Source organism: Dactylosporangium sp. NPDC049525, from assembly GCF_040676755.1.
Taxonomy (GTDB): domain Bacteria; phylum Actinomycetota; class Actinomycetes; order Mycobacteriales; family Micromonosporaceae; genus Dactylosporangium.
Genome location: NZ_JBFAPO010000019.1, coordinates 160,647 through 174,054, shown reverse-complemented (window position 1 = coordinate 174,054; position 13,408 = coordinate 160,647). Strand labels below are relative to the sequence as shown.

Annotated in this window: 11 protein-coding genes and 1 tRNA gene; 3 read left to right on the top strand and 9 right to left on the bottom strand. The window is 64.3% G+C overall.

All coding sequences use genetic code 11. The annotated features are described in order from the left end of the window. Positions 1 to 109: 109 nt before the first annotated feature. From istB to AB0K00_RS26790, 3 genes are read right to left on the bottom strand one after another with little or no spacing between them, the layout of a single operon-like run. Positions 110 to 931: an IS21-like element helper ATPase IstB gene (gene istB, locus AB0K00_RS26800; RefSeq protein ID WP_363525021.1), complete on the bottom strand. Its 822-nt coding sequence runs from the start codon at positions 929 to 931 to the stop codon at positions 110 to 112. Then, the gene (istA, locus tag AB0K00_RS26795) at positions 932 to 2,230 is read right to left on the bottom strand and encodes an IS21 family transposase (RefSeq protein ID WP_363525018.1); all 1,299 of its coding nucleotides are present in this window, start codon (positions 2,228 to 2,230) and stop codon (positions 932 to 934) included. Positions 2,231 to 2,278: 48 nt separating this feature from the next. After that, positions 2,279 to 3,040 carry a formyltransferase family protein gene (locus tag AB0K00_RS26790; RefSeq protein WP_363525015.1) on the bottom strand — a complete coding sequence of 254 codons (762 nt, stop codon included), beginning with the start codon at positions 3,038 to 3,040 and terminating at the stop codon, positions 2,279 to 2,281. A 158-nt stretch (positions 3,041 to 3,198) separates the two neighbouring features. Here AB0K00_RS26790 and AB0K00_RS26785 point away from each other — a divergent pair, with 158 nt between their 5' ends. After that, on the top strand, positions 3,199 to 3,597 hold the full coding sequence (locus tag AB0K00_RS26785) for a hypothetical protein (protein WP_363525012.1): 399 nt from the start codon (positions 3,199 to 3,201) through the stop codon (positions 3,595 to 3,597). 12 nt (positions 3,598 to 3,609) lie between these two features. Here the strand turns inward: AB0K00_RS26785 and AB0K00_RS26780 are convergent, their stop codons facing one another. From AB0K00_RS26780 to AB0K00_RS26765, 4 genes are all read right to left on the bottom strand, one after another. Next, positions 3,610 to 4,251 (bottom strand): restriction endonuclease subunit S, encoded by a 642-nt coding sequence (locus AB0K00_RS26780; RefSeq protein WP_363525009.1) that lies wholly within the window; start codon positions 4,249 to 4,251, stop codon positions 3,610 to 3,612. After that, entirely contained in the window at positions 4,239 to 5,984 is a 1,746-nt protein-coding gene (locus AB0K00_RS26775; protein ID WP_363525006.1) for an N-6 DNA methylase, read from the bottom strand. The genes AB0K00_RS26780 and AB0K00_RS26775 overlap by 13 nt, the downstream gene beginning before the upstream one ends. Then, on the bottom strand, positions 5,977 to 6,186 hold the full coding sequence (locus tag AB0K00_RS26770) for a hypothetical protein (protein ID WP_363525003.1): 210 nt from the start codon (positions 6,184 to 6,186) through the stop codon (positions 5,977 to 5,979). The genes AB0K00_RS26775 and AB0K00_RS26770 overlap by 8 nt, the downstream gene beginning before the upstream one ends. 807 nt (positions 6,187 to 6,993) lie before the next feature. After that, a complete protein-coding gene (locus AB0K00_RS26765; RefSeq protein ID WP_363525000.1) occupies positions 6,994 to 8,664 on the bottom strand; it encodes a pentapeptide repeat-containing protein in 1,671 nt (556 codons plus the stop codon). 672 nt (positions 8,665 to 9,336) lie between these two features. Between AB0K00_RS26765 and AB0K00_RS26760 the strand changes: the two genes are divergently transcribed. Next, positions 9,337 to 10,773, top strand: coding sequence for a hypothetical protein (locus AB0K00_RS26760; RefSeq protein WP_363524997.1), 1,437 nt, complete (start codon positions 9,337 to 9,339; stop codon positions 10,771 to 10,773). A gap of 509 nt (positions 10,774 to 11,282) precedes the next feature. On the opposite strand, the gene AB0K00_RS26755 is transcribed toward AB0K00_RS26760, so the two are convergent. Then, positions 11,283 to 12,341: a DUF3644 domain-containing protein gene (locus tag AB0K00_RS26755; RefSeq protein ID WP_363524994.1), complete on the bottom strand. Its 1,059-nt coding sequence runs from the start codon at positions 12,339 to 12,341 to the stop codon at positions 11,283 to 11,285. 275 nt (positions 12,342 to 12,616) lie between these two features. Between AB0K00_RS26755 and AB0K00_RS26750 the strand changes: the two genes are divergently transcribed. Further along, complete coding sequence (locus tag AB0K00_RS26750; protein ID WP_363524987.1) at positions 12,617 to 12,745, top strand: hypothetical protein; 129 nt, start codon at positions 12,617 to 12,619, stop codon at positions 12,743 to 12,745. A gap of 571 nt (positions 12,746 to 13,316) precedes the next feature. On the opposite strand, the gene AB0K00_RS26745 is transcribed toward AB0K00_RS26750, so the two are convergent. Then, positions 13,317 to 13,388: transfer RNA gene (locus AB0K00_RS26745), tRNA-Arg, on the bottom strand. Positions 13,389 to 13,408 lie beyond the last annotated feature (20 nt).

Here is a 13,408-nt window from a genome sequence, read left to right as displayed (position 1 = left end):
TCAGCCAGCGAGGTGCGCACCACGCGCAGCCTTACACCGTGTCAACGACGGTTTAAAGCTGAGCAGGTTGCGACGGTTGAAAACTGAGCAGCCGGGTTGATGGTTTGTCCTACTTGTTGCGGTCTTTGGCGAGCAGTTCGCGGCGGGCTTTGGTGCGGTAGGAGTCGCCGGCGAGGGTGAGGACTTCGGCGTGGTGGACGAGCCGGTCGATCATGGCTGCGGCGACGACTTCGTCGCCGAAGACTTCGCCCCACCGGCCGAACGGCAGGTTCGAGGTGACCAGGATCGAGGCCTGTTCGTAGCGTGAGGCGACGAGCTGGAAGAACAGGTTGGCTGCGTCGGTGTCGAACGGGATGTAGCCGACCTCGTCGATGATGATGAGCCGGTAGCGGCGGATCTTCTTGAGCTCGGTTTCCAGGGCGCCGCTGTGGTGGGCCTTCGACAGTCGGGTGATCCAGTTCGTGGCGGTGTCGAACAGCACGGAGTTGCCGGCTTGGGCGGCTTTGATGCCCAGGCCGACGGCGAGGTGGGTCTTGCCGATGCCGGGCGGGCCGAGCAGCACGACGTTGTCGGCCTTGGGCACGAACGTGGCGGTGGCCAGGTGCGCGAGGACGTCTTTGCGGAGGCTGGGCAGGTGCTCGAGGTTGAAGTCCTCGAGGGTTTTGATCGACGGGAAGTGTGCGGTGCGGACCCGCATCATGTTCCCCGCCGACTCGCGGTCGGCGACCTGGCGTTCCAGGACCGCGGTCAGGTATTCCTCGTGGGACCAGTTGGCGTCGCGGGCGGTGTCGGCGAGGTCCTGCCAGACCCGGCCGATCGTGGGCGTCTTCAGCACCCGGGTCAGATAGGCGAGCTTGGAGTCCAGGTGGTCCGGTCGGTGGCGAGCAGCCGCGGCGTTCCCGCGGCTGCTCGCCGTTGCGGTGGTGGCCATTTAGATCCTGTCTGCAGCGGTGGATCCAGCGCCGGACTGGTCGTCGGGCTGGACTTCGGGTGTGGTGTCGAAGTCGACGCCGTAGAGCGCGTCGTAGTCGGGCAGGGCTCGTAGTGCCACGACATGGCCGTCGGGGTGGCTGCGGGTGCCGGGGCGTCGGGTGGCGCGGCGTTCGGCCAGCTCGACGCGCAGCACCTTCGCGGTGGCCTGATGGTGCGGGTCGGTGATCGTGGCTGCGTTCGTCCAGGACCGGTCGTGTTCGGCCACGACCTGCCCGGCGCAGGTCGCCACTACCCGGGCTGGGGTGGCGATCCAGTCGACGAACCGGCCGATCGCCCGCGGGTCGACGCTGTAGTCGTTGGCGTCGATGCGCAGGTAGTAATCCCGGCCGAGGCGGACCCGGCCGGTCAGCCCGATCACCGGTGACATGGGTGGCAGAGCCACCATCGCGGCCCGGTCGGCGGGCCACAGGTCGACCGGCCGGGCGCCGATCGCGCGCAGATGCCGCACGTTCGCCCGCTCCGCCAGCCACTGGCTGATCTGGATGTTGAAGTCCACCGGTGACGTGAACGTGCGCCCGGGCAGGAACGACGTCTCGAAGAACCCGTTGCGTCGCTCCACCAGGCCCTTGGACTCCGGATCCCGCGGCGGGGCCAGCCTGATCCGGACACCGAGTGTCCCGGCGAACGAGGCGGCCTCGACCGTCAACCGGCCGGTCCCGCCGATCGCGGACTCCCGATCCCACAGCAGCGTGCGCGGGCACGCGCCCCAATCGGCGATGACCTCCCACATCCCGGCCAGGATGTCCCCGCCCCGCCGCGACGGGATCATCACCGCGTCGGTGACCCGCGAATGCCCGCACGTCATCGCCAGGACCGGCAACACCCGCTGCTGGCCGGCGCCCACCGGCACCGGCAGCGGCGGGAACCACAGATCACACTGCGCCACCTCGCCCGGCGCATAACTGATCCGGTCCGCCGGGTCCACACCGGCGAACAACGGCCGCAACTCACGCACCCGGTCCTTGAGCACCGTCAACGACCTGGTCCACCCGATCCGCTCCGCGATCACCGTCGCCGGCATCGTCGGCCACTCCGCCAGCAACGACCGGATCCGGGCATCGAACGCATCCACCACCGACCCCCGCGGCGCCCGCTGATACCTCGGCGGCCGATCCGACGCCAACGCCCGAGCCACCGTGTTCCGCGAAATCCTCAACCGGCGGGCAATCGCCGCCTGACTCACACCCTCAGACCGGTGCAGCCGACGGATCTCGGCCCAGTCCTCCACGCTGATCACACCCCAAGCCGTACACAGGGTGCTCAGATTTCACCCGTCGACTACGGCTCAGTTTTCACACGGCGCCGACACACCGTCAACCACTCCGACCGGCGCCCGCCCCAGGTACGCGAACATCCGCACCTGGTGGTGAATCTGCGCGGCAGTGCGGCCCCAGTCGATGGCGGAGAACTCCGGCTCGATGAACCCGGCGTAGCTCGCTCCGGCGTCGCCCTGCGGCTTGCCGGGCGCCCCGCCGGCGACCATCGCGAGGGATTCGGTGAGCGCCTCCGCCAGCACAGGCCCCACTCGCGACCACAGCAGCGCCGGTGTGACCCACTCATCAAGGACGATCCGATCGCGTTGTACGAGGACCGGGCCAGTGTCGAACCCCTCGTCCATCCGATGCACCGTCAAACCGATGCGCGGGTCGCCCGCACGGATCGCCGCCAACACCGGCGCGGGCCCACGATAATTTGGCAACAACGACAGGTGGATATTGACCGCCCCATGCGTCGCCATCTCCAGCACCCGCACAGGCAGCCGCCAGTTGAAGCCGTGGACAACCACCAGATCCGGTCGGTACCCGACGAGTTGACGGGCCAGTCCATCGCCGCTCGCCGGCACCAGAAGGTCAATCCCGTCCGGCAGTTGGGTCACGATCTTCGAAAGCGACGCGGCCATCCACGCGTCAACAGGCGAACGGGGACGCATCGACCGCGACACCACGTACGCAACCGGTTCGTGGCCCGCCGCCAGGCAGGTGTCACGCAGTACGTTGAACTGCTCGGCCCCGCTGGCGGCGAGCACCACGCGCATAGGTTCGGGCATCGGTTCACCATACCGGGCCGCGCCGGCCGGCCATTGTTCATACAGGCCGCACCGGGAGCCGCTCTGTAGCTCCAGCCGACCACTCGCTGGAGCCCTGTGTCAGCCCTCGTACTCGGACTTAAGGGAAGCCTGTCGTACGTGGCTGGCACCATGTCGATATGTCTATCCCGCAGACCCAGCCAGTCGACAGAACGCTGCTGCTGCGCGTGTTGGGCAAGGTGGCGCCGTGTCCACGCTGCGCGCATCAGATGCTGTGGGTCTTGGCCCTGCTGCCCGTGAACCGGCCGGCTGTCGGTGAGTTCGTCAAGGTCGACCAGGACGGCGCTGTCGCGCTCGCGGAGGAGATCCTGCGCGGTGCCGGCCAGGACATCGTGGCGCGGCGGTTGCGGCCTCGGCCGTTCGGTGCGCGGGGCGCGAGCTACAACCCGAATACGTGCACCGGCTGCGACATGCAGCCGGACTGGCATGACTTCGACGCCGTGGTGGACAGCGCGATCTACGGTGGGCGTGTCGAGATGGCGCGCGGACGGGTCGGCGTGCGCGAGTCTGATGACTGAGGTCACGACCCCCTACAAGGCTGTGACCTCACCGGAAACAAGCTGCGGGATCAGCGCGTCTCGGAGTTGGCGTGCGGCTTGGATGACCTGTTCGTGCGCCTGGATCTTGTCGTGAATGGCTGTGGCGACCTCGACCACGCTGTTCTGGATCTCCAGCGGGGGTAGGGCGAGGGGTAGCCTGCTGACGATTTCGCTGGTGAGGCTGGGCACGAGGCCTTGCTGGATCTGGCGGGTGAGGAACTCGTGGACCGATGGGTGTCTCAGGTAGCAGTCGAGGTAGCGCGGTAGGAGAGCCGAGCGGGCGGCGTCGGTGACGCGGATCCGGATGGTGGAGCTGCCCATCAGCCACCGCGATTCGGCTGTGGTGATAAGGGCGTGGCTGGTGGTGGCGCGGAGCCGGGCGAGCAGGATGTCGTCTTCGGCAAGCTCGTACCGTTTGAGGTGTAGTTCTGCCTTGTCATGGCTCACCATGTAGGTCGGTGTTGGCGTGATGCGGCCGTCGCTGATGTCGGTGGTGTTGACGACAGGGATGCCGGAGGGGACCCGGTCTGTGGCCTTCAGGACTGACCCGCCGGGTCCGGTTTGCACGGTGCATACCTCGTCGAGTCGCCGATGCTGCCAGTTGGCGGGGGTGGGGCTGATCAGTGGTTCCATGGGTGCAACCGATCGAGATGGTGGTCCAGGGCGCGGTCGGCGGCGGCGGCCGCGATGTCGAGCGTTCGGAGGTTGGCGCGCAGGTCGACGACGGTCGTCGCTCGCGGTTCCTGCGCGGTGTCCGGCACGGCAGGGCGGAGGTAGGCCGCGGCCCGTAGGTCGTAGCCGGTCGGTTCGAGTCGGTCGAGGGCGACCGCCGTCGCGGTCACGTTGTTGACCCGCTGGAGCAGGTCGCCGCCGCCTTCGAGCCATTCCTGGTAGAGGTCGACGATGGTGTCGCTGCCGAGGTCGGTTAGGACACGGTGTGTGGCGCCGTCGGGTTCTGTGGCCGCTTTCCCGTCGATCAGCAGGACCTCATGGTGCGGTCGCTCCTCGGGACGGCCGAGAATCCACAGCGTGATCGGGCTCGCTGTCTCCCGGAACAATCGGCCCGGCAGTTCGATGACGCAGTGCACGGCGCCTCGCGCCACCATGGTGGCGCGGATCTGCTTGTCCTTGGGGTTCCGGCTGGAGGCTGCGGTGTTGGGCATGACGACGACGGCCCGGCCTGCCGGAGCCAGGGCCGTTACGGCTAGTTGCAGCCAGGCGAAGTTCGCGTTGTGGCGGGGCGGCTCGCCGTAGGACCAGGCTGCCGCCGGGAAGCCTGCCGAGGGCTGCCAGTCGTCCATCTTGAACGGTGGGTTCGTCACGATGACGTCGTAGGAGCCGACACCCATGTCGATCACGGTGGGGTGGTCGGGCGGCTGGTCGCCGAGGTCGATAGGCGCGCCGTGGACTGCGGCATTCATGACGGCGAGCCGCCAGGTCCGTGCGGCTAGGGCGCGACCGCTGACCCAGCCCGGCGACATTAGGCCGAGTCCGGACCGTCGCTGATGTGCCAGCACCGCAGTCAGGATCTCGCCGGAACCGCAGCACGGGTTGTACACCCGGTCGACCGGCTCGGGATCAGCGAGCCGCGCCATCAGCCGGGCCACTTCTGCCGGGGTCAGATATTCGTCGGTGCTGCGGTGGCGGGCTTGCGCGAACCGGTCGAGGAGGAAGTCAAACGTGTCTGGCGCTGTCATCCGGCCGGCCTTCTCGAGCGGTTGCGGATCAAGGCCGGGCAGGACATGCCTCCGCAGAGCGTTGACGATGGCGCTGAGACGGTTTTGCCGCCACCCGTCCTCCGTAATCTTCTTCATCATGTCGGTGCGCATGATGTGGGCAAACGGCTGCGCATACCACACGTGACGGAAGTCCTCAGAGATCCGCTGCGCAGGCGCGGTCGCGATCCGTGCCCATCCCTCCGGAGTGACCGCCTGCACGCAGACCAGCGACATGACCAGTTCCTGGTACATGCCGGGGTCTTCGCTCTGGTTGTAGCCGGATTCCAGGAGTTTCCACAGGCCAGCCTTGAGCCCGGCGACCGGTGTGCGGACTGCGGGTTCCGCGCGGAGAACGGCAATATGAAGGCCGGCCGCGCCGCGGAACCGGTGACCATACGTCACGCCGGGTGCCTCGTCCGCCCACAGGTCACCCTTCTGGACCTTGCGGCTGTCCAGCCATACCGCGACGTCGACGGCGGGAAACGCCATCTGCTGATCTCCCTGGATCGGCTTGGGAAAGTCGGGGTGCCGATGCGCCCAGTTGCTGACGGCCTGCTCCTTGACCCCGGCCGCCTGGGCGATCTGCGCCCGGGTCATCAACGGCTGTTCTCTGGGGTTCTCCGGCACGCGCCGGCTGCGGTCAGCCATCGTCGCTGTCTCCCTTGTTCGGACCTCGGAAGGCGCGGATCAGCCGCTCCAGGCGGTGGGTGCGACCCTCGTTCAAGATCACCCACCCGAGGAAGCCGACGAGCAGCACCACCATCGGGACAACAGTCCGTGCGTCAACGGTCCCCATCACGTCGATCAATCTGGCAACCATGCCTGGCTCCTCCTCTGATGTGCTTGCCACGGAGTTGACCGTAGGCAAAGCAGCCTCACGCGGCGAGCGCGCAGCCATAGTACGCGGCAAATCTGTTTCCTCACCGAGCCGAAGCCGAGGCCGTTCATTCCAGTCGCCGTCTGTGCAAACGGGCGTTGATGCACCCAGCTGCGGCAGTTGGGCGCAGCTGGGTCAGGTCATTCGCCGATGACCCTCACGGTGATGTTGCCTCCGTTCGGGCCTGGGAAGGCTGATTCGACGATCAGCTTCCCAGTGCTGGCCGGCGGCTGTACCCGCGCCCGTCCATCCGGGTAGACGATCAGCGTCCAGCCGTCGAGCCGGACTCGGCGGTTTCCTTGGGGAGTGAGCTCAACATCGCTCGACTCCTGACGCAGTTTTTCGGTGTCGACGAGCTTGACAGGGTTTGCCTGTCCCTAACGTCGACGAGGGTGAGGCCGAGCCGGGTGTGGAAGACAGTGAGCCCCGGGCGCGGCGGGTTCGAGCGCGCGGCAGACCCGCGAACCTCTGCGGAATGCTCCGGATCATGAGGCAGGCGCGAGGATGCCCCGGGATTTCTCCCGGGGCATCCTCGTTCGTTAGTTCATATGATCGCGAACGCTGCTTCTACGATTAGTGATTTACCAGCTACGTTGTGCGTTTGCAGTTCTGTGACGTGCCCCCGGCAAGAGACAAACCTGCACCAGTCAAGCGTGCCCTGAGTTGGTCTGAACTGCACTTTCAGAGTAGATGGCCTGCGATTTCAGCGTTTCTAGCGGTTGCAGGTTGGTCCTTCTGGTCGTCTTGTCTCCGATTTTTGAAATTTGACCCCTTTTGGGTCTACGGTCTGGTAAGACGGCGGGTGAGGCCCGCTATAGCGGTTGTGGCGAGGAGCCAGCCGGTGAGTGTGCTGGCCCAGGCGACCCATTGTGTGGCGCCGACGGGTACGAAAGCGCGTTCTTGGCGTAAGTCGAGGACGGGCAGGATGAGGTCCAAGGCGTAGACAACTGGCTGGAACGGTGGTCCGCTGGGCTGGGCCGGTTGTGGCGGATTTGCGGCGAACACGACGGTTACGGCTGCGGTGAGTGCCGTGAGCCAGCCGAGCGCACGGTTGGCCCGGTATCCGTAGCCGATGGTGGCGTCTTCGATGTAGCCCCAGAAACGCCGTATTGGTGGAAGGCCGTTGCGGCGGCGCTGGTGGCGGGCGACGGCGGTGGTTCGCGCCTCGTCGTCGTGGCCGATGCGGCGGTAGTGATTGGCGAGTTCTTCGTAGGGCTGCGGGTGGTACGGGTCGGCTGTTCGTTGCAGCCAGGTCAGTCGCTCCGTTGCCGGCAGCATTGGGTGCAGCGTCTGGTAGGTGCACATGGCGAACCTGATGTGTGTCGGCCAGGCGGTCGGATCATCGTCGATGGTGCCGACAGCGGCGTTTCTGAGGTCCAGGACGGCCGGTGGAGGGCTGAGCGCGGTCATGTCCAGCTTGCCGACGACGGCGTGGCGGAGGTCGACGGTGCTGTCCTCGGTGAATTCGACGGTCGCGAAGCTGAGGGTGCCGTTGATCTCGCTGCGGGAGAGGGTGACAGCGCCAGCGATGCGGGAGCGGTCGTCAAGGGACATCCGTCCGCCAATTCGGATGGCGGGTGCGCTCAGCGCTTGCCGGTGTTGACCTGTCAGGGTAGCTGCGGGGAGTTCGATGGAGGCGCCGATCGAGGCGCCAGCCAGATCGATGCCGCCGTCAGCGGTCAGGCCGCGCCCGTAGATATTGCCGCCTACGGTGAGCATGGGGGCGTGGACGGCCCAGCCATTCGCGTTGCGAAGGGCGGCGTGTTCGAACCGTAGCTGGCCGCCGATCTTGGCGCCGAACAGGTCGACACCGCCATCGGTGATGCTCAGGTGGCTACCTTCGAGGTTCTGTTCGAGTTGGATGCCGGTCGTCCGTAACGCCAGGCCGTCGTCGGAGGCTAGCGACGCGTGGTCCAGTTCAAGGGTGAAGGCGCGTGCGCCCCAGAGGTTCACTCGTCCTCGGGCGTTCATCGATTTGGCGTAGATGCCGCCTTTGACGGTGAGTTGCGGACCTCTGAGGGGACCGTCGATGTGTGCGCCGGTAAGCCACAGGTTGCCTGCGACGTTCGCGCCGAACAGCGAGACCAGACCGGTGTTGACGTGGTGGAGGGTCAGGTCGCCGTCAATCCGGAGCCCGTCAGCTTCGAGCGCTGGGAACTGGCTGCCGGTGAAGTCCATGGCCCGCACCGTGGCGCCGTCGAGCTGCACCGGCTGGTCGAACCGGCAGTTCGCGATGGTGACCGGCACATCGATCGACGCGTAACGCATGCACAGGTGCCCGGTGACATGCGCACCGATGAGATGGAGTGCTCGGACCGCGCCGGGGACAGCGGTCGGTGGTTGAAGGACCAAACGCATCAGAACTTCCGCGGCGATTTCGACGGCGCCTTCGCCAGGACCGGTCGGGCCCGCTTCACCTGTCGTCAGGTCGAGTGAAACACCCTCCCGCATGGCTTGCCATAGCCTGCCTTCGGCAGCGGACCAACCTGAAGGCGGAGATGAGGGCATTGTCCTTCTGTACACCGCCCGCGGCCGGGTCACAATCCGTTAGCCCGCTGCTCGTCACGCACAGAGAGGCTTCACGTGCGACGGCGCAGTGACGCGGGCACTCCGTTTGCTGCTCAAGAGCTAAACGTGAGGATAGCTCGGAACCCTATTTTGCCGTGCAAGGCCGCCGGCGCAAGATCGTAAGCCCGCTCGTGGGGGAGCGGAATGGAGCCGAACTGCCGAAACCGACCATCATCCGAGCGTGGAAGCGAGCGCGCGAGCGCGCGTTCACCGAGTCAATCGCGGCAACTCCATTGGCGAAGACCCCATACGACCTTCGTCATGCGGCGGTGTCGACATGGCTCAACGGGGGAGTGCCTGCGACCCAGGCGGCCGAATGGGCCGGCCACTCCGTAGAAGTCTTGCTAAAGATCTACGCCAAGTGTCTGGATGGAACCGGGTATCAGCTTCGACAGCGGATCGAGCAGGCGCTTGGCTCCTAGGTTGGTACGGAAACGTTCCTAACGTAAGGGTCGAAGTTGGGGGCGTCTAATGGTGTCGTAAGTACATTCGCATGCCGGTACCCTGTCCTGGGTGCGCCTGGCGTCGTGGGGTGCCGGTTGAAGGGAACGCAGCGTGTATGAAGATGGCGGCGAGGTCGTCGGCGACGAAACTGTTGTCGTGGGAACGCCCCTGGCCGGCGATTCCCGCGACTCCAGCACCAAATCGCGGCGATCCTCTGCAAAGAAGAAATACGATCTTCCGAGCACGGATGGACTTGATTCTGCACGCCGAGTTGCCGCGAGTAGTGCAAGCTTGAGTGTCGGTCGCGATGCTCAGTCGGCGGTGGCCAATCTGGTTCGGGTGAGTGGGCCAACCTTTTCGCAGAGTCTGATGAAAACCCTTGGTCCGAGTGTATCTCTCTTCGCTCAGTTGGCCGTAACCGATCTACTTCGAGCGAATGGCACGAGTTTTTCGCAGAGTTTGATGAAGGCAATTGGGGCAAATGCTTCCAGCTTTACTCAGTCGGCGATGGTTGATCTAGTTCGGATGGGTGCGCCCATAATTTCACAGGGTGTCATTGAGGCGTTTCGTCTGAGTGCCTCCCGCGCCATTCAGCCTTCATTCTTGCATGCATCTAGTGAGCATCAAGACCGGATTTCTCGGATGCTCGCCCCAGGGTTGACCGCTGCGCTCGCTCTACAGCAACGCCAGCTCGGTGGGATCGTAGAGCCTGGCTACGATGTTTGGCGCAATAACGAGCAGCAACTTGCCGGCCTCGTCAGTGCGGGCCTAGGGCAATCTCTCTTGCGGCATCAACCTGGCCTGGTTCGTTTGGCAGAATCTGCGGGTACGGTTTCTGCCTCCGGTCTTGCGATCCAAAACGCCTACCTGGCATCGCAAATGTTTGAGCTAGGAAGAGTTGATCACCTGCGGCTGGCTCCGCGGGTGGTACAAGCAGCAAAAAGCTGGTCTGTCGGGACTCGCCCAACTCGGTTAGAGCGCGACGGTGCCGACTCTGAATCGTTGCTACATCTTGGTTTCAGCGCGCAAAGTGTGAATTCGGCCGCACGTGTGATCGAGGACGAAGATAGCGACGATGAGCGCCCTCCGTGGGTACTTGCGCGTATTCAAGAGACGAATTTGCTACTTGCCTGGCTTGAAGAGTTGGACCCAAAGCTTCCTCGGAAGTACAAGGGTGCTTGGCATGCAGTAAGCCAGCGAGGGCCGGACTGGATCTCGCAAGCTGCTAACTCGGGCGTCGAGGCACTCGACTGGTCTTTGAGGAGTCTGGCGCCACCGGACCGCGTTTTGGAATGGCAGGCAAGCGTAGGCAACTATGCGAAGGAGATCGTGAATGGGAAGCCGACCCGAGCGCTGAAAGTTCGCTTCATCGCCCACGACCGCGGGTTGCCAGCGTCCTCGGTTGACCTGATGGTCAAGGCGGTCAATGGAACGCTTGGGGATCTTCAGAAGCTGAAGCATGCCGACGATGACCGCATGGCTGAAGCGATGACCGCCGCCTTGGTGGCTCTTGAGCACTGCTTGATGATGTTGTGGCGCGGCCTGTAGGTCGGTGCTGCTCTCGGCAGGAAGACATGCACCAAGCAGGCGGGGGCAGCTGTGGCTCCTTGGGCACGCACTAGGCACAGACGGTCGGTGGCGGCCGATCGGAGTCGCCGACAGCCGTACACAGCAGCGAAGCCCTGGGCAGCGTAATCGCTGGTCCAGGGCTTCGCTTTGGCTGGTGAACCGCTGTCTTGCGGATGGTGCCCCCGGCTAGAGACAAACCTGCACGGCTTGACCGTCACGTTGCCTGGGTTGAGCTGGGTCAATGCGCGGGTTGACCTCGTGTTCGAGCTGCCAAGGCGGTTGCAGGTTGGCGGTTCCGAACGGGGCTTCGCGCGCTGACGACTGGCCCGTTGCCAGTGCTCGCACCATGCCCTCACCGTGATGGTCACGTACTCACTCATCTGCCGAATTGAGCGCACTCAAGCTCGGCGAGAAAGTGCACGGAATCGATCCCTTCCGGCCGCGCCGAGGTGGGGGTCACTCGACAGTAGTTTTTAACCCTGCGCAACTCAGGGCCGTTTCGGCGGCCAGCCGATTACGCGCTGAAATTCGGCAGCGTCAGACAGTTCGGCCACAATGTAGTCAACATAGGCTTGCGAGTAAAGATAGTCATCATGAGCCTCGTCGTATCGGCAATACTTCGCGTTCGTTTTGTTTCGCTGCTTTCCAGTGGAATTCCTGTCTGGGCGAACTCGGTAGTGCCGCCAAGCACGGGGGAACTCTGCGGAAGGACTGAATCTAAATGAAAGCCCTGTCTGGATAGCAGTCGACGCGACGGATGGCTTCATCCACCCGAAATTTGCGACATCGCGGTCTTTGTCCCGCAGGATCACCCGCCCCACGCGCTCCAGCTGTTTATATGCCTCCAACTCTTCGTCGGCCAGATCGTCTTCACGAACGAATGAGACGGCCAGATCTGCCTCGGTCTTAGGGGAGCGCTTCTGGACAATCTCGATGCGCATCTCGAATGCCTGGTCGTTAAGAAGGCTGTCATCCAGGCGTGCCCTGTAGTCAATAAAGAAATCACGCAAACGTTTAGGCAGAAGCAACTGGCTGCTTGCCATCGCGGCCGCACCTTCACGAGAGAAAGTGCTTAACGCGACGGGAATGTGCACACGATCCGCGATAGAGTAGCCGGCGCCAAAAATGCCTACTAACTCGGCTTCATAGTTCATTATTAGCGCTTGCGCGAATCCCGAAGCTGCTACCATCAGGCCGCGCTCGAAGCGGTGCTCGATCTTATTGCGCAGTTGAACCGTAAGTTCGAGATTTTGGCGCACTGGCTCTTTGATGGATGGCCATCGCACTTCAATGCATTTCTGAAGCTCCCAGCTCTTCTTCTCGCCGTCAACCCGAACATATCTTCCAGTCTTCGGATCCTTATAGTGATAAGGCGTTTTGGCCTTATCAAACGTGGCGTGAAGAAGGTAAAGCCAAGCGACATGCATATGGACGAGGAAGCCCTCTAGTGGCCGCAGTGAGGTGGGGCTGTTGTAGATCTCAACAGCAGTCAGCGCCTCGGCTTGCGCTGCGGTCAGCGTGTGATGCCAGCGAGGTCGCGGTGCCATGGATAAGAATATAGGCCGACGGCGCCGCCTGACGCTTGCAATTTTGCGTCGTGATACCCGATGGAACGAAAGGGCTCGATCGGATGTCGATGATCGTGTGCACTCATCTGCGGTCCGCGCGGCGCGTGACCGTCTGTGGGCACCGGTTATTGACGATGGCTGTCACGCTGTCGTCGCGGACCTGACGACTCGAAGCCCACCCATGCGGTCAGGTACACCTCAAGGAGGCGGCTGCTCGGGGAAAACGGCGATGACGGCTACGGAAGGGTGCAGACATGATCGAGGTCGTCGTCGCGCTCATCTCGACGGGCGGGGCGCTTGCGGGGGTGCTGGTTGGCGGATTGTTGTCAGCCCGCGCTCAGGGACGGGTATGGCAGCTACAGGAGGGCGAACGGTTCGTCTAGGAGCGGCGTCGGGTCTACGCTGACTACCTTGCCTCTGCACGAGTCTGGCGCGCTACCACCATGAATCCTCAGGTTGTCATCGTCGATGCATCAACCTTCTCGACGAGGCCACATGCTGAGGCCGGCGACGTCGCCCTCAACGTGCTGCGGCTGAGAATTGAGATCGGTCTCGTCACACAGTCCCATAGCACCGCCGTGTGCGCCGAGGACGTGCTTAGAGCGAACCGAAGTCTTGCGGAAGCTCGGGCCGAGCATGCCGCTGGCCGGATTCCGGACGAGTTCGTCGACCGGTGCCGGAGCGCAGAACGTGCGTTTGCGGCCGCTGCACGGGCCGAACTGAGTGGCACAACCTTGGAGTGGGCAGGCTGGCCCATCGGTGGCACCGACGCGCCTTGATCGGCTGCGCACGCATGCCGCGATCAGGGCGCGTTCAGTGCCGGTACATCGAGCCACGACAAGGATGGCCCCGGCCGCTCGGCCGGGGCCATCCTCAATCGTCTACTCGAACGCGAAACTGGCTTCGACGATCAGTGATCGGCCGGTCGCGCTGCGCATTTGCAGTTCTGTGACGTGCCCCCGGCAGGATTCGAACCTGCGCCCCCGCCTCCGGAGGGCGGTGCTCTATCCCCTGAGCTACGGGGGCCTTGCGGCCTCGCAAAGGAT